The sequence below is a fragment of the Streptomyces flavotricini genome (assembly GCF_020639365.1).
GTDB classification, from domain to species: Bacteria; Actinomycetota; Actinomycetes; order Streptomycetales; family Streptomycetaceae; genus Streptomyces; species Streptomyces flavotricini.
Window position 1 is genome coordinate 4,577,547 of sequence record NZ_JAINUL010000001.1, and the last position, 22,049, is coordinate 4,599,595.

Below are 22,049 nucleotides of genomic sequence, written 5' to 3' on the forward strand. Positions count from 1 at the left end.
CCACGGCATCGCTCAACGGTCCACTGTCTCACCCGTGCCGGACGGCCCGGTGCTTTGCGGTCCGGTGTCCGGGGTCTCGTCACTCGGCTGCGTGCTCTCGTCGGCGGCCGCACGGGCCGCGATGCGCTTGCGGCTGGCGTACATCTTGATGCCCGCCAGGACGAGGAGGAGAACGCCGCCCGCGATGACGAGCATGACGGTCGGAGTGATCTCGGTGGCCTCCACGGTGAACTTGCGTGCCTTGCCGTAGGGCACGCCGTCCGTGGTGAAGAGCTGCGCGGTGACCTCGACGGGGCCGCTCGCGGTGGCGTTGGCGGTGAACTTGACCGTCTGGCTGTGCCCGCCCGTGACGGTCACTTCCTGCTCGGCCTGGCCGCTGTCGCCGAACATCAGGCGGGTCGGGTTGGCGGACTTCACGCGCAGGACGAGGTTGTGCACGTCCTGGACGAGGCTGTTCTGGACGCTGACCGGGATGGTCGCGCTGTGTCCGGACAGGGTGGCGTCGGACTTGGGGACGACCTTGACCTTCTCGGTGAGACCGATCAGGTACTCCTGCACCTGCTCCCGGTAGAGCCGCGCCTCCTCGGGGCGGCCGCGCCAGGAAGTGGACATCTCGCGGTTGGTGGTGTTGCCGAAGGGGATCTCCACGCGGTCGGGCGCGCTGAGGATCACCTTGAAGTGGTCCAGGGTGTTCTGGGTGGTGCGGATCTTCTCGAAGGCCGAGACCGGGAGCTCCGTCTTGCGCAGCGCCTCGGGGTACTGGCCGGCGCCCGGGACCTGGGTGTTGACGCCCGGGTCGGGCTTGGTCGCAGCCGCGGTGTCGAGGTCTGCCGGCTGGGTCCAGCGGCCCGCCTGCAGGCCCCGTACGGCGGCCGCCATCGATTGAGCCTGGCTGGTGGACGGCATCCGCTGCGGGGTGACGACGAAGCTGCGCTGGTTGTCGGTCTTCTGCAGGTTCAGGGCGAGGCTCTGGGCGAGGAAGCGCTGCACGGCCAGCGTGGCGTTCCCGGCGTTCAGCATGTCGCCCTCGAAAGCGGTGGACAGGTCGGCGTCGGCGACGACGGCCGTGGCGCCCGCCCCGATGGGACGGGCCGCGGAGGGCGTGTAGCCGAGGGCGCCGGTCTCCTGGAGGCTGTCGCTGCGCGTCAGGACGTTGTGGGCGCCCGCCGAGGTCGCCACGTTGACGATCGACGGGTCGATGGCCCCGTCCACGGGCCAGGAGAAGTCGGTGGACGGGGTGACGTGCAGGACGGTCTCCACGGCCTGCTTCGCCTTGTCGGTGGCCGGCCGCAGCTGACCGAGGGTGCCCGAGACGTCCTTGCCCTGGTGGGCGAGGGAGGCGATGTCGGGGTCGGCGAACGGCAGCGCGACGATCTTCTTGCCCTGGACCGCCGCCTCCAGGGCGCTCAGCCACTGCTCGGCGACGGCCTTGTTCTTGCCCTGGACGATCCGGCCGTCCGGCGTGCGGTACCGGTAGCCCTTGGTCATGGCATCGACCGTGTACAGCAGGTCGGGGTCGATGACCCAGGTGACGGGCAGGTCCTTGCCGAGGGCGACCATCTGCTGGAGGCGCCCGCCTGACTTGAGCTCATCGGCGAGGGAGTCGTCGAGGAAGACGGGGGTCTGCAGCTCGTCCGAGCCGGTCTCCGCCGTCACGTGCGTGGTGGAGATCAGCGGCCACAGGTACGTGAGCTGAGAGCGTTTGGCGGCGGCCTCGGGCTGCCAGGGGAGGAAGGTCCGCTTGATGCCGAGCACCTGCTCGTACTGGCGGCTTTCGGTCTCCCCGGACAGCGAGACGCCGAGCTGGTAGACGCCGTCCTTGTCCAGCTCCAGCTTGTTCACCGGGATGGTGAGGGTGAAGTCCTGCTTGACCTTGGACGGCAGCGAGGGGATCTTCACGGCGTAGGCCGGGTCGATCTCACCGGGGTCCGTGCCGGCCCGGAACCCGGCGCGTTCCGCGGCCTCGTCGATGGAGGCCCGGTCGCCCAGGGCGGGCCCGACCCGCAGCCCCACGTGCGCGCCCGTGATCGTCTCCCGGCCGTTGTTGACCACGGTGCCGGAGATGGTGAGCGTGTCGCCCTTGACCGGGGCCGCGGGAGCCATACCGTCCAGCTGTACGTCGACGGTACCCGCCTCGGCGGCCTGGGCGGCCTGTGGGGCGGGTGAGTAGACCAGAGCGGCGAGCACGGGGGTCCCGGCCAGCAGAACGACTGCGCGCCGCAGCCAGCGGCGCCGGGCAGGTGCGGGGGGTGCCCCCTGGATGTCTGCCGCCTCGGCCACGCGCTAGCCCGTCCCTCGAAGTGTCAGTGGTCGTCGTATGTGCGTCCACGAATGGTAACGAGGTGCGCTGTGCGCGAGTGCCGCGCCTTGCTCCACATGATCGGGGGCCGCCCCGGCGGCGCCGCGTGCCGGGGTGCCCACAAACAGGGAAGCCCGCGCCGGGCGGGGCACGTACCCTTTTCTGTTGTGCCGAACGCCAACGAAGACAACCCCAGTGCCCTGAGTCAGGTGCAGCGCCGCGCGGTCAGTGAACTGCTGCGGGTCGCCCCTGTCGCCGACGAGCTCGGCCGCCGGTTCCAGGAGGCCGGCTACCGCCTTGCCCTGGTCGGCGGGTCCGTACGCGATGCGCTGCTCGGGCGTCTCGGCAACGACCTCGACTTCACCACCGACGCCCGCCCCGAGGCCGTCCTGAAGATCGTCCGGCCGTGGGCCGACTCGGTCTGGGACGTCGGCATCGCCTTCGGCACCGTCGGAGCCCAGAAAGAGGGCTTCCAGATCGAGGTGACCACGTACCGATCGGAGTCGTACGACCGCACCTCGCGCAAGCCGGAGGTGTCCTACGGGGACTCGATCGAGGAGGACCTGGTCCGCCGGGACTTCACCGTGAACGCGATGGCCGTCGCGCTCCCCGAGAAGGAGTTCGTGGACCCCCACGGGGGCCTGGAAGACCTCCAGGCGGGCGTTCTGCGCACCCCCGGCACCCCGGAGGACTCCTTCTCCGACGACCCGCTGCGGATGCTGCGCGCGGCGCGCTTCGCCGCGCAGCTCGACTTCGAGGTCGCTCCCGAGGTCGTGGCGGCGATGAAGGCGATGTCGGACCGGATCGAGATCGTCTCGGCGGAGCGGGTGCAGGGCGAGCTGAACAAGCTGCTGCTGTCCGCGCACCCCCGCAAGGGCCTGGGCCTGCTCGTCGACACCGGGCTGGCCGATCATGTGCTGCCCGAGCTGCCCGCCCTGCGGCTGGAGAGTGACGAGCACCACCGGCACAAGGACGTCTACGACCACTCGCTGATCGTGCTGGAGCAGGCCATCGCGCTGGAGCACGACGGCCCGGACCTGGTGCTGAGGCTGGCGGCCCTGCTCCACGACATCGGCAAGCCGCGCACCCGCCGGTTCGAGAGCGACGGCCGGGTCTCCTTCCACCACCACGAAGTGGTGGGCGCGAAGATGACCAAGAAGCGCATGACCGCGCTGAAGTACTCCAACGACATGGTCAAGGACGTGTCCCGGCTGGTGGAGCTGCACCTGCGCTTCCACGGCTACGGGGACGGCGAGTGGACCGACTCCGCGGTGCGGCGCTACGTCCGCGACGCCGGCCCGCTCCTGGACCGCCTGCACAAGCTCACCCGGTCCGACTGCACCACGCGCAACAAGCGAAAGGCCAATGCCCTCTCCCGCACCTACGACGGCCTGGAGGAGCGCATCGCGCAGCTTCAGGAGCAGGAGGAGCTCGACGCCATCAGGCCCGACCTGGACGGAAACGAGATCATGCAGGTCCTGGGCGTCGGTCCCGGGCCGGTGATCGGCAAGGCCTACGCGTTCCTGCTGGAGCTGCGGCTGGAGAACGGTCCGATGGAACGCGACGCCGCGGTCGCCGCTCTCAAGGAGTGGTGGGCGGCACAGGCCTGATCCGCAGGCGGCCGGGTCGATGTTTCACGTGAAACATCGACCCGGCCGACGCATCGGACGCGTCACGATTGCGCTCCCCGGCGCCTCAGGTAGACCGCCGTCACCGCGTAGAGGACGGACACGCTCACGATCAGCGTGACGGACCGCCCGTCCGGGGGGAGCATCAATGCGGCCACGGCGGCCGCGCCCACGAAAGCGATGTTGAAGAGCACGTCGTAGACGGAGAAGACCCGGCCGCGGAAGTCGTCGTCCACATGGGACTGGATGGCCGTGTCGGTGCAGATCTTCGCGCCCTGGGTGGCGAGGCCCAGCACGAAGGCCGCGACCAGCATCGGTCCGGGCCTGAAGAACAGCCCGAGCGGGGGCACCAGGACGGCTGCCCCGGCGGAGCAGGCCGTGATCCAGCCTCGGGTCCCCAGCCGGCCCACCATCCAGGGGGTGACGACGGCGGCCGCGAAGAACCCGGCCCCGGAGACGCCGACCGCGATGCCCAGCAGGGCGAGGCCGGCGGACTCGCTGTCCGACCAGGAGTACCGGCAGAGCATGAGCAGCGTCACGAACAGGGCCCCGTAGCAGAAGCGCATCAGGGTCATGGCGGTGAGCGTCTGGGCCGCCTCGCGCCGGGAAGCCAGGTGTCGCAGCCCCTCGACCATGCCCCGGACGGTCAGGGCTATCCCCTGGGCCACCGAGGGGTGGACCCGTCCGGCGGGATGGTCCGGGCCGAGCAGGCCCACGGCCAGGCGCAGGGAGACCAGGGCCGCGCACAGGTAGAGCCCGGCGCCGAGCAGCACTACCAGGGCGTTGGAGTCGGAGGCCAGCACCCGGACGAGGAACGCGAGTCCCCCGCCGGCGACCGCCGCGAGCGTCCCGGCCGTGGGGGAGAGCGAGTTGGCGGTGACCAGCTGTGCGGGGGCGACGACGCGGGGCAGGGAGGCGGCGAGCCCGGCCAGAACGAAGCGGTTGACGGCGGTGACCGACAGGGCGGAGGCGTAGAAGAGCCAGTCGGGGACCTGCGCGACGATCAGCAGGCCGGTGACGCAGGCCAGGACCGCCCGCAGCAGGTTGCCGAAGAGGAAGACCTGGCGGCGGCGCCAGCGGTCGAGCAGTACCCCGGCGAAGGGGCCGATCAGCGAGTACGGCAGCAGCAGGACCGCCATGGCCGAGGCGATGGCCGCGGGCGAGGTCTGCTTCTCGGGGGAGAACACCACGTACGTGGCGAGCGCCACCTGGTACACGCCGTCGGCGGCCTGGGAGAGCAGCCGTACGGCGAGAAGGTTGCGGAAGTCCCTCAGGCGCAGGAGTACGCGCAGATCACCTACGACAGGCATGAGGGCAAGGGTCACATACGCGGAGGGTCCCCGGGCACATTGCCCGGGGACCCTCCGCGGAAGAACGGTCGAAGACCAGGTGTCCGAAGACCCGTGGGGTCCGACTTAGCGCTCGACCTCGCCCTTGATGAACTTCTCGACGTTGGCCAGCGCCTCGTCGTCGAAGTACTGCACCGGCGGGGACTTCATGAAGTAGCTCGAAGCCGACAGGATCGGGCCACCGATGCCGCGGTCCTTGGCGATCTTCGCGGCGCGCAGGGCGTCGATGATGACACCGGCGGAGTTCGGGGAGTCCCACACCTCGAGCTTGTACTCGAGGTTCAGCGGGACGTCGCCGAAGGCGCGGCCTTCGAGGCGGACGTAGGCCCACTTGCGGTCGTCGAGCCACGCCACGTAGTCGGACGGGCCGATGTGGACGTTCTTCTCGCCGAGCTCGCGGTCGGGGATCTGCGAGGTGACGGCCTGCGTCTTGGAGATCTTCTTCGACTCCAGGCGGTCGCGCTCCAGCATGTTCTTGAAGTCCATGTTGCCGCCGACGTTGAGCTGCATGGTGCGCTCAAGACGGACACCGCGGTCCTCGAACAGCTTGGCCATCACGCGGTGCGTGATGGTGGCGCCGACCTGCGACTTGATGTCGTCGCCGACGATCGGGACACCGGCCTCGGTGAACTTGTCGGCCCACTCCTTGGTGCCGGCGATGAAGACCGGGAGGGCGTTGACGAAGGCGACCTTGGCGTCGATGGCGCACTGGGCGTAGAACTTCGCCGCTGCCTCGGAGCCGACGGGCAGGTAGCAGACCAGAACGTCGACCTCGCGGTCCTTGAGGACCTGGACCACGTCGACCGGAGCCTCGGCGGACTCCTCGATCGTCATGCGGTAGTACTTACCCAGGCCGTCCAGGGTGTGGCCGCGCTGCACGGTCACGCCCGTGTTGGGGACGTCGCAGATCTTGATGGTGTTGTTCTCGCTGGCGCCGATGGCGTCCGAAAGGTCGAGGCCGACCTTCTTCGCGTCGACGTCGAACGCGGCGACGAACTCGACGTCGCCCACGTGGTAGTCGCCGAACTGGACGTGCATCAGACCGGGGACCTTGGCCGCCGGGTCGGCGTCCTTGTAGTACTCGACGCCCTGCACCAGCGAGGCGGCGCAGTTGCCCACGCCGACGATGGCTACGCGAACCGAACCCATTCCGGTTGCTCCCTGTTCGTTCTTGGACGAGGCCTGCGAGATGCAGGCCTCACTTTGCAGTTTCGTCGGGCGGACCGGGTCGTCTCCGATCCCGTCCCGCCCGCTCACTCTCGATGAGCTCGTTCAGCCAGCGCACTTCGCGCTCCACGGACTCCATACCGTGCCGCTGCAGCTCAAGCGTGTAGTCGTCGAGGCGCTCCCGCGTACGGGCGAGTGAGGCGCGCATCTTCTCCAGGCGCTCCTCCAGCCGGCTGCGACGGCCCTCCAGGACCCGCATGCGCACTTCCCGCTCGGTCTGACCGAAGAAGGCGAAGCGGGCGGCGAAGGACTCGTCCTCCCAGGCGTCGGGGCCCGTGTGGGACAGGAGCTCCTCGAAGTGCTCCTTGCCCGCCGCCGTCAACCGGTAGACGATCTTGGCGCGGCGCCCTGCGAGTGAAGTGGCGAGAGCGTCTTCCGGGGCGTTGCCCGGTTCTTCGATCAACCAGCCGTTGGCGACCAACGTCTTGAGGCAGGGATAGAGCGTCCCGTAACTGAACGCCCGGAACACCCCCAGGGAGGTGTTGAGCCGCTTGCGGAGCTCGTACCCGTGCATGGGGGATTCGCGAAGCAGGCCGAGGACGGCGAACTCGAGGATGCCTGAGCGCCTGCTCATCCGCCTGCCTCTCCCTCGCCCCTGAGTTTTATACCGAGCTGATGTATCGGCTCGATACATCCAGACGATAGAACGGGCCGTCTTCGACGACAAGGGGTGGCGTGGTGACCGGCGTCACATCACTAATTCGCACGAACCGAGTTGCCTGATTTGGGGTGAACTTCGGCACTGTTCGGGTTTTGAGCGTGCGTAGTCTGTGGGCCATGACAACGGGGGAACCGGAATTCACCTGCCGCTTCCAGGCCACTCGCCTGCCCGAGGAGTAGTCGTTCGATGAGCGAGCACCGCCGCAAACCGCCGCATCCCGAAGGGGGCGGACGTGCCGCGACCCGTCGGGCCGCCCAGCAGCGCCCCGGCCGGGGTGCCGGACCCGCACGCGACGTCCCCACCGCGTCGCCCAGCGGACCGTACGCAGAGCCGCCCGGCCACGGCGGCCGGGCCGGCACGCGCCGGGCCGCCCCCCGTGGAGCCGGAGGACGCGGACGCGACGCCGACGGCGCGGGCCGCCCGGACAAGCGGCTGATCAACTACCCGCGCTCCGACAAGGACGGCTGGCAGCGGTTCGTACCGTCCTGGAAGCTGGTCTGCGGCACGGCGCTCGGCTTCTTCGCCGTCGTCACGGCGGGCGCCGGCATCGGCATCGCGTCGGTGAACACCCCCGACCCGAACAAGGCGGCCCAGGCCCAGAACAACGTCTTCTTCTGGGCGGACGGCACCCAGATGGTGGCCACCGGCGGATCGATGAACCGCCAGATCGTTCCCATCGACAAGATCCCCAAGTCGATGCAGAACGCGGTGATCTCCGCGGAGAACGAGTCCTTCGAGACGGACAAGGGCGTCGACCCGATGGGCATCGCCCGCGCCGTGTGGAACATGGCCAAGGGCGGCTCCACCCAGGGTGGCTCGACCATCACCCAGCAGTACGTGAAGAACACGTACCTGGACTCCGACCAGACGCTCAAGCGGAAGGTCACCGAGCTCTTCATCTCGATAAAGCTGGGCGTGTCCGAGGAGAAGGACACGATCCTCGCCGGCTACCTCAACACCGCCTACTACGGTCGCGACGCCTACGGCATCCAGGCGGCCTCGCGAGCCTACTTCGGCAAGGACTGCAAGGACCTCACACCGTCCGAGAGCGCCTTCCTGGCCTCGGTGCTCAAGGGGCCCAACCTCTACAACCCGGACGGCGGCATCGGTACGGCGGCCACCCCCGAGAAGAACACCGAGCGGGCCAAGGAGCGCTGGGCCTGGGTCCTGGACCGCGAGGTCGCCGTCGGCCGGATGCAGAAGGCCGAGCGGGACCAGTTCACGGAGTTCCCGAAGATCGTCGACTCCGAGCAGGCCCGCAGCCTGTCCGGTCAGACCGGCTACCTGGTCGACACGGCCAAGAAGTACGTGATGAAGGTCACCGGCCTCACGGCCGAGGAGATGGCCCGCGGCGGCTACCAGATCAAGACCACCTTCCAGAAGCCCAAGGTGGACGCGCTGGTCAAGGCTGTCGAGGACACCCGCAACAACTTCCTGGACGAGAAGGCCCGGCCCGAGTACGACACCTTCGTCCAGTTCGGGGCCGCCTCGGTGGACGTGAAGAGCGGGGCGATCGTGGCCCTGTACGGCGGCCCGGGCATGGACAAGAAGTACTTCAGCAACAACGCCGACACCCTCGGTGTCCCGGTCGGCTCGACCTGGAAGCCGTACGTCCTGGCGGCCGCGATGGAGTACGGCACCCAGAACTCGCGCGGCCAGGGCATCTCGGCCGACAGCAAGTACAACGCGAACGACCTGACCGTGATCAACAACCGCGACGGCAAGCCGCTGCGGGACGCCTCGGGCAAGCCGTTCAAGCAGAAGAACGAGAGCACCTACCCGTACGGCTACGTGACCCTCAACGAGGCGATGGAGAAGTCCATCAACGTGCCGTTCGCGCAGCTCGTCTTCGACGTCGGCCACAACAAGGTCCGAGAGGTGGCCGAGGCCACGGGCATCCTCAAGGACTCGATGAACCCGAACAACGACGCCTCGTTCGCCCTCGGCACCTCGACGCCGAGCGCCATCCGCATGGCCGACTCGTACGCCACCTTCGCCGCCTCCGGCACCCACCACGATCCGTTCTCCGTGACCAGCGTCGAGAAGGACGGAAAGGAGCTGCCCGGCTTCGGGGCCCCCAAGGAGCAGCGGGCGATGGACGACACCATCGCCGACAACGTCACCAAGGTGCTGGAGAACGTCGTCGACAACGGCACCGGCACCAAGGTCAGGAAGCTCGGCTTCACCCGGCCCGCCGCCGGCAAGACCGGAACCACCGACCAGAACAAGTCGGCCTGGTTCGTCGGCTACACCCCCGAGCTGTCCACCTCGGTCGCCCTGTTCCGCACCGACCCGAACTCGAAGGACAAGAAGCTCATCTCCATGAACGGCGTCGGCGGCGTCGACTCCATCCACGGTGGCGACATCCCGGCCGCGATCTGGACCGAGTACATGAAGGAAGCCCTCAAGGGCGCCCCGGTCAAGGAGTTCCCGGAGGCCGAGAAGATCGGCGTCACCGCGGACGCCTCCGGTGCCCCTTCGCCGTCCCCGTCCTTCTCCCCCTCGCCCTCCCCGTCGATGCCCTCGCCCTCGGCGAGCTCCTCCCCGCCGGTCTCCCCGTCCCCGTCGAAGGGCGGCAAGCCGACCTGCAAGCCGTGGGAGCTGTACTGCATCCCGGACACCAATGGCGGTACGAACAGCGGCAGCACCAACGGGGGCTCCGGCGGCGGGACCGGCGGACCCAGCGGTTCACCGTCGGGGAGTCCGTCGGGCAGACCGGGACGTCCCGGCGGCACGAGCTGGGGGACCTCGGTGGGCGCCTCCGGCTGACCCGCCTCACTGCGCCCGGTGAGGGCCGCCGCACACCGTGCGGCGGCCCTCCCGCATGTCCGGCCCCGTACGGCAGGATGAGCGCATGACGAAGGTGCACGAGGACCGGCCGCCCGTTCTGCCCACCCAGCAGGACGAGGTCGCCGCGGCCGGCAGTGAGTTCCTCGGCGGCCCGATGGGCCGCTACGCCCGGCTGGGCGGCCACTGGCTGACCCCGGTCCGCGTCGTGGTCCTCGTGGCCCTCGGGATGTTCGCGCTCGGCATGGTGCAGAAGCTGCCCTGCTACGACTGGGCGTGGTTCAGGGGAGCCGACTCCCAGTACACGCACGCCTGCTACTCCGACATCCCGCACCTGTTCTCCGTACGCGGCTTCGCCGACGGGCTCACGCCCTACTTCGACCGCCTCCCCGGCGACATGGAGTACTTGGAGTACCCGGTCCTCACCGGGCTCTTCATGGAGGTCGCCTCCTGGCTGACCCCGGGCAGCGGCTCCATGCAGCACCGCGAGCAGATGTACTGGATGGTCAACGCGGGGATGCTGATGGCCTGCACCGCGGTCATCGCCGTGTGCGTCGTGCGCACCCACCGGCGCCGGCCCTGGGACGCGCTGCTCTTCGCCCTCGCACCCGCCTTCGCGCTCACCGCGACGATCAACTGGGACCTGCTGGCCATCGCCCTGACCGCCGCGGGGATGCTCATGTGGTCCCGCGGCCGCACCCTGCTCTTCGGCGTGTTCATCGGCCTGGCCACCGCCGCCAAGCTCTACCCCGTCCTGCTGCTCGGCGTGCTGTTCGTACTGTGCTGGCGGGCCGGGAAGTGGCGCGCCTTCGGCTCCGCCGTCCTCGGTGCCGCCGTCTCCTGGCTCGTGGTCAACCTGCCCGTCATGATCTACGCCTGGGACGGCTGGAAGAAGTTCTACACGTTCAGCCAGGAACGCCCGATCGACTTCGGCTCCGTCTGGCTGCTCATCTCCCAGCGCTCCGGGAACCCCCTGCAAGACGCCAACACGTACGCGACGGGCCTGACGCTGCTGCTGTGCGCGGGTATCGGCCTGCTGACGCTGACCGCCCCCCGCCGACCCCGTTTCGCGCAGCTGGCCCTCCTGGTCGTGGCCGCCTTCATCCTGGCCAACAAGGTCTACTCGCCGCAGTACGTGCTGTGGCTCATCCCGCTCGCGGCGCTGGCCCGGCCGCGCTGGCGGGACTTCCTGATCTGGCAGGCCGGCGAGGTCGTGTACTTCCTCGGGATCTGGTTCTACCTGGCCTACACGACCAGCGGGGACAAGCACCAGGGCCTGCCCGTGGAGGGCTACCAGCTGGCGATCGCCGCCCATCTGCTGGCGACCCTCTACCTCTGCGCGGTCGTCGTCCGCGACGTCCTGCTGCCCGAGCGGGACGTCGTACGCCGCGACGGATCGGACGACCCGTCCGGCGGCGTCCTGGACGGGGCCGAGGACGTCTTCGTGCTGTCGGACGCGGCGAGGGCGCCGCAGGACGCGGCGCCCTCGGAGGGACAGCGGGTGGAGTGGGGCACGGCCCACGGGGACTGACCGGTCAGGCGTCGAGCACCCGGTCGAACTGCGTCGTGGTGTGGCGCAGGTGCGCCACCAGCTCGTCGCCGACCTTCGGCTCGGGCGCGTCCGACGGCACGAACAGGATCGACACCTGCATGTGCGGGGGCTCCGCGAACCAGCGCTGCTTGCCCGCCCACACGAACGGCGACAGGTTCCGGTTCACGGTCGCCAGACCGGCCCGTGCCACGCCCTTGGCGCGCGGCATCACACCGTGCAGGGCCTTGGGGGCCTCCAGGCCCACTCCGTGCGACGTGCCGCCCGCGACCACGACCAGCCAGCCGTCTGAGGCGGCCTTCTGCTGGCGGTAACCGAACCGGTCGCCCTTGGCGACGTGCGTGACGTCCAGGACGGCGCCGCGGTACTCGGTCGCCTCGTGATCGCCCAGCCACAGCCGGGTGCCGATCCGCGCCCGGAAGCGGGTCTGCGGGAACTGCTGCTGGAGCCGGCCCAGCTCCTCGGCCCGCAGGTGGCTGACGAACATGGTGTGCAGCGGCAGCCGGGCCGCGCGCAGCCGGTCCATCCAGCCGATGACCTCCTCGACGGCGTCCGAGCCGTCCGGGCGGTCCAGCGGCAGGTGCAGGGCGAAGCCCTCCAGCCGCACGTCCTCGATCGCCGCGTGCAGCTGGCCCAGGTCCTGCTCGGAGATGCCGTGGCGGCGCATCGAGCTCATGCACTCGATCACCACGCGGGCGCCGACCAGGCCGCGGACCCCGTCCAGCGAGGACACCGAGCGGATCACCCGGTCCGGCAGCGGCACCGGCTCCTCGCCCCGCCGGAACGGGGTGAGGACGAGCAGGTCGCCGCCGAAGAAGTCCTTGATGCTGGCGGCCTCGTACGTGGTCCCGACGGCCAGTACGTCGGCGCCCAGCCGGGTCGCCTCCTCGCACAGCCGCTCGTGGCCGAAGCCGTAGCCGTTGCCCTTGCAGACCGGGATCATCCCGGGGAACTGGTCCTGGATCTGCTTCTGGTGCGCACGCCAGCGCGCGGTGTCGACGTAGAGCGTGAGCGCCATGCCCGTCCGGAGCCTCTCTCTAAAAGCTGCCTGTGCAGCGGTGCGGTGTGTGGGGGGTGCGGCAGCAGGTCAGCGGCGCGACATGTAGATGTCGAGCGCCTTGTGCAGCACCTTGTTGAGCGGGAAGTCCCACTCGCCGACGTACTCGACGGCCTCGCCGCCCGTACCGACCTTGAACTGGATGAGGCCGAACAGGTGGTCGTTCTCGTCCAGCGTGTCACTGATGCCGCGCAAGTCGTAGACGCTCGCACCGAGCGCGTAGGAGTCGCGCAGCATGCGCCACTGCATCGCGTTCGAGGGCCGCACTTCGCGCTTGTGGTTCGCGGATGCGCCGTACGAGTACCAGACGTGCTGGCCGACGGTGAGCATCGTGGCGGCGGCCAGTGGCTCCCCCTCGTGCTTCGCGATGTACAGCCGCATCCGGTTGGGGTCCTCGGAGTTGAGGGCCGTCCACTGGCGCTGGAAGTAGCTGAGCGGGCGCGGGCGGAACTTGTCGCGCTCGGCCGTGACCTCGTACAGCTCCTGCCAGATCGGCAGGTCTTCGTAGCCGCCCTGGACGACCTCGACACCGGCCTTCTCGGCCTTCTTGATGTTGCGGCGCCACAGCTGGTTGAAGCCCTTGAGGACGTCGTCCAGCGACCGGTTGGCCAGCGGTACCTGGAAGACGTAACGGGGCTGGACGTCACCGAAGCCGGCGCCGCCGTCCTCGGCCTGCTGCCAGCCCATGCGGCGCAGCTTGTCCGACACCTCGAAGGCGCGGGGCTCGATGACCGAGGCCTCCACGTCGCGCAGGCGCTTCACGTCCGGGTCCTGGATACCGGCCTTGATGGCGGCCGAGTTCCAGCGGCGGATGACGACGGGCGGGCCCATCTTCACGGTGAAGGCGCCCTGCTGCTTGAGGTGGGCCAGCATCGGCTGGAGCCACTCCTCCAGGTTCGGGGCGTACCAGTTGATGACCGGGCCCTCGGGGAGGTACGCGAGGTACCGCTTCACCTTGGGCAACTGCCGGTACAACACGAGGGCGGCGCCGACCAGTTCGTCGTTCTGGTCGAACCAGCCGAGGTTCTCGGAGCGCCACTCGTTCTTCACGTCGGCCCACGCCGGGACCTGGCAGTGGCTAGCCGAGGGCAGGCTCTGGAGGTATCCCAGATGCTGCTCTCGGCTGATGGTCCTCAGGGACAGGCTCATGCGGGGCGTCTCCTCCGGCGGCTTCGCTGGCTATGGCGCGAAGCCTACTGCGACAAGGGCGCCACCCATCTGGGGGACGGGCCGGGCCCGGGCCGGTGAGTGGCCGGCGCCCTGTCGCCGAAGAGCCCCGGTCAGCCCGCCCAGCCGCCGAAGAGACCGCCGTGCGCCATGCCGAGGTAGAAGCCCACGCCCGAGGCGCCAAGCCCGATGATCAGTGCGAAGCGCTCGCGTGTCGTCTCCGAGATGAACTGTCCGTACGCGCCGGTCAGGATGCCGATGAGCCCGGTCCACGAGCTCAGCAGGTGCAGATTGTCGAAGAAGCCCGTGACGAACGCCACGATGCCGAGCACCACCGTGGCCACCATGAGGGTGTCCTGCAGCGGATGGGGCTTGCCGTCGGTCGCGAGGAGCGAGATGGAGGACTTGGGTTGCATGGCCTGTGCCATCGGAAGGCACCTCCTGGCTGAAGCAGAGCGGTGCCCGGGCGCCTCCGGCAGGGGCCGGGGGCATAGCACCGAGCACACCCGATGCATACAGAGTGTGGCCTCCTCCCGTCGGATTTCAACCGGAAGGAGTCGAGCAGGTAGTCTGTACAGCTGCGCGGTGTCTGCTCACAGACGCCGTGCGCACGCATCACGACCCTCCTGCCACGGAACGACCGTGGCCGCTGAGTCCAAAGGAGGTGGGTTCCACATGCGTCACTACGAAGTGATGGTCATCCTCGACCCCGATCTCGAGGAGCGCGCTGTCTCCCCGCTGATCGAGAACTTCCTCTCCGTCGTCCGTGAGGGCAACGGAAAGGTCGAGAAGGTCGACACCTGGGGCCGTCGTCGTCTCGCTTACGAGATCAAGAAGAAGCCCGAGGGCATCTACTCGGTCATCGACCTTCAGGCCGAGCCTGCGGTCGTCAAGGAGCTTGACCGACAGATGAACCTGAACGAGTCGGTTCTCCGGACCAAGGTCCTTCGCCCCGAGACCCACTGAACTTCGGTTCAGCGGTAATCGGGACCGAGTAGCACAGCAGCCCAGCAGCAATCCCCGCCGAGAGGTTCATCCATGGCAGGCGAGACCGTCATCACGGTCGTCGGCAATCTCGTCGACGACCCCGAGCTGCGCTTCACCCCCTCGGGTGCGGCGGTCGCGAAGTTCCGTGTCGCGTCCACCCCCCGCACCTTCGACCGTCAGACCAATGAGTGGAAGGACGGCGAGAGCCTGTTCCTGACCTGCTCGGTGTGGCGGCAGGCGGCCGAGAACGTCGCCGAGTCCCTTCAGCGAGGCATGCGCGTCATCGTGCAGGGCCGACTGAGGCAGCGGTCGTACGAGGACCGTGAGGGTGTCAAGCGCACGGTCTACGAGCTGGACGTCGAGGAAGTCGGCCCCAGCCTGAAGAACGCCACGGCCAAGGTCGCCAAGACCACCGGTCGCGGTGGCCAGGGCGGATACGGCGGCGGCGGTCAGCAGCAGGGCGGCGGCGGTGGCTGGGGCGGAGCCCCCAGCGGCGGCGCCCCGCAGGGCGGCGGAGCTCCCTCCGACGACCCGTGGGCGTCCAGCGCGCCGGCCGGCGGCCAGCAGCAGCAGGGCGGCGGGGGCGGCTGGGGCGGAAGCTCCGGCGGCTCCAACGGTGGCTACTCGGACGAGCCTCCCTTCTAGGGAAGCTCGCATCCCCACTTCTTGATCACACAGGAGAGACACAATGGCGAAGCCGCCTGTGCGCAAGCCTAAGAAGAAGGTCTGCGCGTTCTGCAAGGACAAGACCGCGTACGTGGACTACAAGGACACGAACATGCTGCGGAAGTTCATTTCCGACCGCGGCAAGATCCGTGCCCGCCGCGTCACCGGCAACTGCACGCAGCACCAGCGTGACGTCGCCACGGCCGTCAAGAACAGCCGTGAGATGGCGCTGCTGCCCTACACGTCCACCGCGCGATAAGGAAAGGGTGACCGAATAATGAAGATCATCCTGACCCACGAGGTCTCTGGCCTCGGTGCCGCCGGCGATGTCGTCGACGTCAAGGACGGTTACGCTCGCAACTACCTGGTCCCGCGTGGTTTCGCGATCCGCTGGACCAAGGGTGGCGAGAAGGACGTGGCGCAGATCCGCCGCGCCCGCAAGATCCACGAGATCGCGACCATCGAGCAGGCCAACGAGGTCAAGGCCAAGCTCGAGGGCACGAAGGTCCGTCTGGCCACCCGCTCGGGTGACGCCGGCCGTCTCTTCGGCTCCGTGACCCCGGCCGACATCGCCACGGCGATCGAGGCTTCCGGTGGTCCGAAGGTCGACAAGCGTCGCGTCGAGCTGGCTGCCCCGATCAAGACCCTCGGTTCGTACCAGGTCTCCGTGCGTCTGCACGCCGAGGTCGCCGCGAACGTGGGCGTCGAGGTCGTCGCCGCCTAAGTGCTGCGAGCGAAGGGCCGCACCCCTGTGGGGGTGCGGCCCTTCGTCGTTTCCGGGACCGCCGGTCGATGTTTCACGTGAAACATCGATCCGAGGATCAGCGGGTGGCTCCCGCGACCAGCCAGCGGCCGGAGCGGGCGCGCAGCTGCAGGGTGGCCATCCGAACCAGCATCATCAGGGTCATGGCCCACCACAGCGTGGTGAGACCGCCGCCGAGGACCGGGACGAGCAGGGCGGCCGGGGTGAACACGGCGAGCGTCAGGAGCATGGCCCAGGCCAGGTAGCGGCCGTCGCCCGCACCCATCAGGACTCCGTCGAGCACGAAGACGATGCCGCACACGGGCTGGGAGATCGCCACGACCAGCAGGGTCGGCAGCAGGGCGTGCTCGACCACGGGGTCGCCGGTGAAGAGCGGGATGAAGGCCGGGCGGGCCGCGACCACGAGCGTGCCGAGGACGATTCCGGAGGCGATCCCCCACTGCACCATGCGGCGGCAGACGGCCTTGGCTCCTTCGGTGTCGCCGGCGCCCAGGTAGCGGCCGATGATGGCCTGCCCGGCGATGGCGATCGCGTCGAGTGCGAAGGCGAGCAGGCTCCACAAGGAGAGCAGTATCTGGTGGGCCGCGATGTCCGCGTCGCCGAGCCGCGCGGCAACGGCGGTCGCGATCATCAGCACGGCGCGCAGGGACAGCGTGCGCACGAGCAGCGGGACGCCCGCCTGGGCGCAGGCTCGGATGCCCGCGGGGTCGGGGCGCAGGGACGCCCCGTGCGTACGGGCTCCGCGGACGACCACGAAGAGGTACGCGCCGGCCATGGCGCACTGGGCGATCACCGTGCCCCAGGCCGAACCGGCGATGCCGAAGCCGGCTCCGTACACGAGGGCGACGTTCAGTGCCGCGTTGAGGGCGAAGCCCGCGACGGCGACGTAGAGCGGTGTGCGGGTGTCCTGGAGGCCGCGGATGACGCCGGTGGCGGCGAGGACCATCAGCATGGCCGGGATGCCGAGGGCGGAGATTCGCAGATACGTCACCGCGTGCGGGGCGACGGTGTCGGAGGCTCCGAAGAGGGAGACCAGCCAGGGCGCCGCCGGCAGCAGGACGGCGACGACGACGGCGCCGATCAGAAGGGCGAGCCAGATGCCGTCCATGCCCTGCCGGATGGCTGCCCGGAGGTCTCCCGCGCCGACCCGTCGGGAGACGGCCGCGGTGGTGGCGTAGGCGAGGAAGACGAAGACGCTGACGGCGGTGGTGAGCAGGGCCGCGGCGATGCCGAGACCGGCCAGCTGGGGAGTGCCGAGGTGCCCCACGATGGCGCTGTCGGCCATCACGAACAGGGGCTCGGCGACGAGCGCGCCGAAAGCCGGGACGGCGAGCGCGAGTATCTCGCGGTCGTGCTGTCTCGGGGCAGGCTTCAGCGGGGCGATGGCCTGTGTCATGCGCTCAATCTAATCTTCCACAGGTAATGGATGCAATGGCCTTTGGATCCTTACTTGCGAGTTGGTTCACACGTTCTCGGCACCCCATTGGAGGCGATCTCGGAACTGGGGCGGAGAAATTTCTCCCCCACAGCCCGTGGGGGAAGAAATCGCAGGTCAGGATGGGTGGATGGGTAGGGCAGGTGATTTTGTCCACAGCGCCGTCCCCCGGTCCGTGCACAGCTTCCGGCGACTTACCCACAGCATTGGGTCGGTCATCCACATCTCATCCACACAGCCTGTGGATAACAAGATTGGCTGACGTCGCTCTCGGCCCTACCGTTGTGCGTTGCCCGACTCGCCGATGGCGGTTTCGGGTGCCCCACATGTCAGAGCCGTGCCCTAGAAAGAGTGGCACGGCGAGGTCCGCGTTGCGGACGGGAGGAGGCGGCCCGGTGAGTATGCCCGAGCCCATGGACGACCCCTGGGCCGACAGCGGTCCGGGTGACCGTCTGCCCGCCCGTCCGCGCCGAAACAGCGACAGCCGGGGCCGCGGGGACGAACAGCACGAACGGGGCCGCGAGGGCGGCTCCTGGGACGGCGGTGGCGGCGGCTTCGAACGCGTCCCCCCGCAGGACCTCGACGCCGAGCAGTCCGTGCTCGGCGGCATGCTGCTGTCCAAGGACGCCATCGCGGACGTCGTCGAGGTCATCAAGGGCCACGACTTCTACCGGCCCTCGCACGAGACGATCTACCAGGCGATCCTCGACCTGTACGCCAAGGGCGAGCCGGCCGACCCGATCACCGTCGGTGCCGAGCTGACCCGCCGCGGCGAGATCAGCAAGGTCGGCGGGGCCTCCTACCTGCACACGCTCGTCCAGTCGGTGCCGACTGCGGCGAACGCCGAGTACTACGCGGAGATCGTCCACGAGCGGGCGGTCCTCCGCCGTCTGGTCGCCGCCGGTACGAAGATCACGCAGATGGGATACGCGGCGGACGGCGACGTCGACGAGATCGTCAACAGCGCCCAGGCCGAGATCTACGCCGTCACCGAGCAGCGGACCTCCGAGGACTATCTGCCGCTGGGCGACATCATGGAGGGCGCGCTCGACGAGATCGAGGCCATCGGCTCGCGCAGCGGCCAGATGTCGGGCGTCCCGACCGGTTTCACGGACCTCGACTCGCTGACCAACGGACTGCACCCGGGCCAGATGATCGTCATCGCGGCCCGACCCGCCATGGGCAAGTCCACGCTCGCGCTCGACTTCGCCCGGGCCTGCTCCATCAAGAGCAACCTGCCCAGCGTGATCTTCTCCCTCGAAATGGGGCGCAACGAGATCGCGATGCGCCTCCTGTCGGCGGAGGCCAGGGTCGCCCTGCACCACATGCGCTCCGGCACCATGACGGACGACGACTGGACCCGGCTGGCCCGCCGGATGCCGGACGTCTCGGCCGCCCCGCTCTACATCGACGACTCCCCGAACCTGTCGATGATGGAGATCCGGGCGAAGTGCCGGCGCCTCAAGCAGCGCAACGACCTCTCGCTCGTGGTCATCGACTACCTCCAGCTGATGCAGTCGGGCGGATCGCGCCGTCCCGAGAGCCGCCAGCAGGAGGTCTCGGACATGTCCCGAAACCTCAAGCTGCTGGCCAAGGAGCTCGAGGTGCCGGTGATCGCGCTGTCCCAGCTGAACCGTGGTCCCGAACAGCGCACCGACAAGAAGCCGATGGTCTCCGACCTGCGTGAGTCCGGCTCGATCGAGCAGGACGCCGACATGGTGATCCTGCTGCACCGCGAGGACGCGTACGAGAAGGAGTCGCCCCGCGCGGGCGAGGCGGACCTGATCGTGGCGAAGCACCGTAACGGTCCGACGGCGACGATCACCGTCGCCTTCCAGGGCCACTATTCGCGGTTCGTGGACATGGCCAACACGTAGCATCCGATCATGGATGCCGTATCTGAAGACGTGGATCTGCTCCCCGCGACCCGGCGTGCGTTGAGGCACCGGATCGCCGTCGCGCAGAGCGAAGGGCGGGCGCCCTCGGTGGTGGCGGCCGTGGCCCGCGGCGGCGAGGTGGTCTGGGAGGGCTCCCGGACCTCCGTCGAGGGGCACGGGCCCGACGGGAACGTGCAGTACCGGATCGGCTCGATCAGCAAGACCTTCACCGCAGTGCTGGTGATGCGCTTGCGGGACGAGGGCCTGGTGAGCCTCGAAGACCCGCTGGAGAAGCACCTGGCGGGGACGGGCGCAGGAGAGGTGACCATCGCCCAACTTCTGTCCCACACGGCTGGGTTGGCGGCGGAGACGCCGGGCGAGTGGTGGGAGCGCACGCCTGCGGCGCTGCGGCCCGAACTCGCGGACGTGTTGGGTGAGGAGCCCTTCCGCTTCCGGCCCGGCCGACGACACCACTACTCCAACCCGGGCTACACACTGCTGGGTTCACTCGTGGAAGCCGTGCGCGGAAAGCCGTGGGAAGAGGTGCTCCGGGCCGAGGTGCTGGAGCCGCTCGGTCTGGACCGTACGACGGCCCACCCGCAGGCTCCGCACGCGGGAGGCTGGGCGGTCCATCCGTGGGCCGACGTGATGATGCCGGAGCCTCTGGAAGACCTGGGGCTGATGGCCGCGGCCGGACAACTCTGGTCCACTACACGTGACTTGGCGCGGTTCGCGCTGTTCCTCGCCCAGGGTGACGAGCGGGTGCTGAGCGCGGAGACGGTACGGGAGATGCGGACGCCGGCCGCGCCGCCGGAGCCGGGACTGGCCGAACTCGGCTACGGGCTCGGCATGCAGCTGTCGAACGTCGGCGGGCGCCGGCTCGCCGGCCACACCGGTTCGCTGCCCGGCTTCGTCGCCGGGCTGTGGCTGAGCGAGGCGGACGACGTGGCGGCCGTGGTCCTGGCGAACTGCACATCAGGGCTGCCCGCCGCGACGGTGGCCGCTGAGCTGGTGGCGATCGTGGCGGACGCGGAGCCGCGGTTCCCGCAGCCGTGGCGACCGTTCCGGGAGGCCGATCCGGTCGCCCTGGATCTGTGCGGTCCCTGGTACTGGGGTACGTCGCCGCAGGTGCTGCGGTTGAACGCGGACGGTCTGCTGGAGCTCGCGCCGGTGGGGGCGACGGGTCGGGCGGCCCGGTTCCGGGCGGAGCCCGACGGCAGCTGGACCGGACTCGACGGCTACTACGCGGGGGAGACCCTGCGGGCGGTGCGGCGCGAGGACGGTTCGGTGAGCCATCTCGACCTGGGCTCGTTCGTGTTCACGCGGGAGCCGTACGACGCACAGGCCCCGGTGCCCGGCGGGGTGGACCCGCAGGGTTGGCGGGGCATCGGCTAGCGCGTCCGGCGGACTCAGGCGACGAGTTCGCGTTCCAGCGGAGTGCGGAAGCGCGGGGTGATGCGGGCCTCGCCCACCCATCGGGCGAGGCGGGCCGCCTCGGCGGCGACGGCGCCCTCGGCGGCGCGGCCGCGATCCGCCAGCAGCCGCCAGACGATCTCCCCGTCCGCACGCTGGGCCCAGCCGCCGACGATCTCACCGTTCCACCAGACCGTGGGGCCGATGTTGCCGGCGTAGTCGAAGAGCGCGGGCCGGTGGGCGGGGTCGAGGTGGAAGCTCCGGTCGGCCCAGCCCATTCCGCTGGGGTCCAGGCCGGGCAGCAGTGCGGCCCAGGGCTCCGGGACGGGTTCGGGCACGGTGTCGCCCGGGCTGACCAGGGCGGTGGTGTCGTCTTCGAGGCGGACCTGGTCGGGGCCGACGAGGGCGAGGGCCTTGCGGACTTCGGTGAGGGTCCAGCCCGTCCACCACTTGAGGTCCGACTCCGTGGCCGGTCCGTAGGCGCGCAGCCATCGGCGGGCGATCTCGGCGTGTGCCTCGGCCGCCGGTACGGCGGGCCAGGGCTCGGTGTGCACCCAGCGGAACTGGCTGGAGGTCCACGATCCGCGCGGTCGGTCGCGTCGGATCCGGCCGTCGGCGGCCAGGAGGCGGATCACCCGGGTGGCGACGCCGGTCTCTGCCTCGTACTTCTTGCCCCTGCCGACGGTGATCTTCTGGCGCAGCGCGGGCACGGCCGCGGAGAGCTGGCTGCCGGTGCACGGACCTTGGGCGTCGAGGGCATCGAGCGCAGCGGCCTCCGCTCCGGCCAGCCACCCCGCGTCGAGACCCTGACCGTCCTCGTCGAGGTGCTTGAGCAGGTTGCGGCGCTCCTTGACGGCGATACCCCGGGCGGTGGAGGAGTCCACGTACGGGGCGAGCTCGCAGGAGACGGCGAAGAGCGTCCTGCGCATGCTGAGCAGCCGGACGAGGGAGACGTCCTCGTACAGCGCCTGCTCGACGGCTTCGGGGCCGCCTTCCGCGAGCCGGGCGCGAGCCGAGAGGAACAGGGTTGCGGCGTCGGTGGCGTGCAGGGCGACGACGGCGTCCGCGGCCTCGGCGACCGTGGAGGCATGTGCCGAGGGGGCCAGGCGGTGTCTGCGTCCGAGCCGGTGGCGGCGCTCGGCGGTGGTGACGAGGGGGAGGCTGGGGCTCATCCTCCCGATCGT

Annotated in this window: 18 protein-coding genes; 9 read left to right on the top strand and 9 right to left on the bottom strand. The window is 69.5% G+C overall.

The genetic code is table 11. From position 1 onward, the window contains the following. Window positions 1-12: 12 nt before the first annotated feature. Complete coding sequence (locus K7B10_RS20705; RefSeq protein WP_229337917.1) at window positions 13-2,280, bottom strand: DUF6049 family protein; 2,268 nt, start codon at window positions 2,278-2,280, stop codon at window positions 13-15. Between the two features lie 186 nt (window positions 2,281-2,466). Here K7B10_RS20705 and K7B10_RS20710 point away from each other — a divergent pair, with 186 nt between their 5' ends. Next, on the top strand, window positions 2,467-3,909 hold the full coding sequence (locus K7B10_RS20710) for a CCA tRNA nucleotidyltransferase (protein WP_229337919.1): 1,443 nt from the start codon (window positions 2,467-2,469) through the stop codon (window positions 3,907-3,909). 62 nt (window positions 3,910-3,971) lie between these two features. Here the strand turns inward: K7B10_RS20710 and K7B10_RS20715 are convergent, their stop codons facing one another. The 3 genes from K7B10_RS20715 to K7B10_RS20725 all read right to left on the bottom strand — a co-directional run bounded on the left by K7B10_RS20715 (window position 3,972) and on the right by K7B10_RS20725 (window position 7,077). Next, window positions 3,972-5,237, bottom strand: coding sequence for an MFS transporter (locus tag K7B10_RS20715; RefSeq protein ID WP_229337922.1), 1,266 nt, complete (start codon window positions 5,235-5,237; stop codon window positions 3,972-3,974). A 105-nt stretch (window positions 5,238-5,342) separates the two neighbouring features. Continuing rightward, window positions 5,343-6,425: an inositol-3-phosphate synthase gene (locus K7B10_RS20720; RefSeq protein WP_229337924.1), complete on the bottom strand. Its 1,083-nt coding sequence runs from the start codon at window positions 6,423-6,425 to the stop codon at window positions 5,343-5,345. Between the two features lie 49 nt (window positions 6,426-6,474). Next, window positions 6,475-7,077: a PadR family transcriptional regulator gene (locus K7B10_RS20725; RefSeq protein ID WP_030857740.1), complete on the bottom strand. Its 603-nt coding sequence runs from the start codon at window positions 7,075-7,077 to the stop codon at window positions 6,475-6,477. A 273-nt stretch (window positions 7,078-7,350) separates the two neighbouring features. On the opposite strand from K7B10_RS20725, the gene K7B10_RS20730 reads away from it, so the two are divergent. Both K7B10_RS20730 and K7B10_RS20735 read left to right on the top strand, forming a co-directional pair. Further along, the gene (locus tag K7B10_RS20730; RefSeq protein ID WP_229337926.1) at window positions 7,351-9,933 is read left to right on the top strand and encodes a transglycosylase domain-containing protein; all 2,583 of its coding nucleotides are present in this window, start codon (window positions 7,351-7,353) and stop codon (window positions 9,931-9,933) included. Window positions 9,934-10,018: 85 nt separating this feature from the next. Next, entirely contained in the window at window positions 10,019-11,482 is a 1,464-nt protein-coding gene (locus K7B10_RS20735; protein WP_229337928.1) for a glycosyltransferase family 87 protein, read from the top strand. A 4-nt stretch (window positions 11,483-11,486) separates the two neighbouring features. Here K7B10_RS20735 and K7B10_RS20740 read toward each other — a convergent pair whose 3' ends face one another. The 3 genes from K7B10_RS20740 to K7B10_RS20750 all read right to left on the bottom strand — a co-directional run bounded on the left by K7B10_RS20740 (window position 11,487) and on the right by K7B10_RS20750 (window position 14,152). Continuing rightward, a complete protein-coding gene (locus tag K7B10_RS20740) occupies window positions 11,487-12,518 on the bottom strand; it encodes an alanine racemase (RefSeq protein WP_229337930.1) in 1,032 nt (343 codons plus the stop codon). A gap of 69 nt (window positions 12,519-12,587) precedes the next feature. Continuing rightward, complete coding sequence (locus tag K7B10_RS20745; RefSeq protein ID WP_229337932.1) at window positions 12,588-13,706, bottom strand: lipid II:glycine glycyltransferase FemX; 1,119 nt, start codon at window positions 13,704-13,706, stop codon at window positions 12,588-12,590. 131 nt (window positions 13,707-13,837) lie between these two features. Further along, a complete protein-coding gene (locus K7B10_RS20750) occupies window positions 13,838-14,152 on the bottom strand; it encodes a hypothetical protein (protein WP_229337934.1) in 315 nt (104 codons plus the stop codon). 247 nt (window positions 14,153-14,399) lie between these two features. Between K7B10_RS20750 and rpsF the strand changes: the two genes are divergently transcribed. From rpsF to rplI, 4 genes are all read left to right on the top strand, one after another. Further along, the gene (rpsF, locus tag K7B10_RS20755) at window positions 14,400-14,690 is read left to right on the top strand and encodes a 30S ribosomal protein S6 (RefSeq protein ID WP_004950685.1); all 291 of its coding nucleotides are present in this window, start codon (window positions 14,400-14,402) and stop codon (window positions 14,688-14,690) included. A 72-nt stretch (window positions 14,691-14,762) separates the two neighbouring features. Next, entirely contained in the window at window positions 14,763-15,356 is a 594-nt protein-coding gene (locus K7B10_RS20760; protein ID WP_030292604.1) for a single-stranded DNA-binding protein, read from the top strand. Window positions 15,357-15,399: 43 nt separating this feature from the next. Beyond that, entirely contained in the window at window positions 15,400-15,636 is a 237-nt protein-coding gene (rpsR, locus tag K7B10_RS20765; protein ID WP_005315025.1) for a 30S ribosomal protein S18, read from the top strand. Window positions 15,637-15,654: 18 nt separating this feature from the next. Further along, window positions 15,655-16,101, top strand: coding sequence for a 50S ribosomal protein L9 (gene rplI, locus K7B10_RS20770; protein WP_030292603.1), 447 nt, complete (start codon window positions 15,655-15,657; stop codon window positions 16,099-16,101). Between the two features lie 97 nt (window positions 16,102-16,198). Here the strand turns inward: rplI and K7B10_RS20775 are convergent, their stop codons facing one another. Next, window positions 16,199-17,536: an MATE family efflux transporter gene (locus tag K7B10_RS20775; RefSeq protein WP_229337936.1), complete on the bottom strand. Its 1,338-nt coding sequence runs from the start codon at window positions 17,534-17,536 to the stop codon at window positions 16,199-16,201. Window positions 17,537-17,988: 452 nt separating this feature from the next. On the opposite strand from K7B10_RS20775, the gene dnaB reads away from it, so the two are divergent. Together dnaB and K7B10_RS20785 are read left to right on the top strand one after the other, a co-directional pair. Next, window positions 17,989-19,452 carry a replicative DNA helicase gene (dnaB, locus tag K7B10_RS20780; protein WP_053687861.1) on the top strand — a complete coding sequence of 488 codons (1,464 nt, stop codon included), beginning with the start codon at window positions 17,989-17,991 and terminating at the stop codon, window positions 19,450-19,452. Between the two features lie 9 nt (window positions 19,453-19,461). Then, entirely contained in the window at window positions 19,462-20,847 is a 1,386-nt protein-coding gene (locus K7B10_RS20785; RefSeq protein ID WP_229337937.1) for a serine hydrolase domain-containing protein, read from the top strand. Between the two features lie 14 nt (window positions 20,848-20,861). Here K7B10_RS20785 and K7B10_RS20790 read toward each other — a convergent pair whose 3' ends face one another. Further along, window positions 20,862-22,037, bottom strand: a complete 1,176-nt coding sequence (locus K7B10_RS20790; RefSeq protein ID WP_229337940.1) for a winged helix DNA-binding domain-containing protein — start codon at window positions 22,035-22,037, stop codon at window positions 20,862-20,864. Between the last annotated feature and the right edge of the window lie 12 nt (window positions 22,038-22,049).

Coding starts and splice junctions, on each gene's coding strand:
- rpsR (WP_005315025.1), top strand. CDS start 15,400: ATGGCGAAGCCGCCTGTGCGCAAGCCTAAGAAGAAGGTCTGCGCGTTC.
- K7B10_RS20740 (WP_229337930.1), bottom strand. CDS start 12,518: ATGGCGCTCACGCTCTACGTCGACACCGCGCGCTGGCGTGCGCACCAG.
- K7B10_RS20775 (WP_229337936.1), bottom strand. CDS start 17,536: ATGACACAGGCCATCGCCCCGCTGAAGCCTGCCCCGAGACAGCACGAC.
- K7B10_RS20790 (WP_229337940.1), bottom strand. CDS start 22,037: ATGAGCCCCAGCCTCCCCCTCGTCACCACCGCCGAGCGCCGCCACCGG.
- K7B10_RS20785 (WP_229337937.1), top strand. CDS start 19,462: ATGGATGCCGTATCTGAAGACGTGGATCTGCTCCCCGCGACCCGGCGT.
- K7B10_RS20730 (WP_229337926.1), top strand. CDS start 7,351: ATGAGCGAGCACCGCCGCAAACCGCCGCATCCCGAAGGGGGCGGACGT.
- rplI (WP_030292603.1), top strand. CDS start 15,655: ATGAAGATCATCCTGACCCACGAGGTCTCTGGCCTCGGTGCCGCCGGC.
- K7B10_RS20750 (WP_229337934.1), bottom strand. CDS start 14,152: ATGGCACAGGCCATGCAACCCAAGTCCTCCATCTCGCTCCTCGCGACC.
- K7B10_RS20760 (WP_030292604.1), top strand. CDS start 14,763: ATGGCAGGCGAGACCGTCATCACGGTCGTCGGCAATCTCGTCGACGAC.
- rpsF (WP_004950685.1), top strand. CDS start 14,400: ATGCGTCACTACGAAGTGATGGTCATCCTCGACCCCGATCTCGAGGAG.
- dnaB (WP_053687861.1), top strand. CDS start 17,989: ATGGACGACCCCTGGGCCGACAGCGGTCCGGGTGACCGTCTGCCCGCC.
- K7B10_RS20720 (WP_229337924.1), bottom strand. CDS start 6,425: ATGGGTTCGGTTCGCGTAGCCATCGTCGGCGTGGGCAACTGCGCCGCC.
- K7B10_RS20735 (WP_229337928.1), top strand. CDS start 10,019: ATGACGAAGGTGCACGAGGACCGGCCGCCCGTTCTGCCCACCCAGCAG.
- K7B10_RS20725 (WP_030857740.1), bottom strand. CDS start 7,077: ATGAGCAGGCGCTCAGGCATCCTCGAGTTCGCCGTCCTCGGCCTGCTT.
- K7B10_RS20715 (WP_229337922.1), bottom strand. CDS start 5,237: ATGCCTGTCGTAGGTGATCTGCGCGTACTCCTGCGCCTGAGGGACTTC.
- K7B10_RS20745 (WP_229337932.1), bottom strand. CDS start 13,706: ATGAGCCTGTCCCTGAGGACCATCAGCCGAGAGCAGCATCTGGGATAC.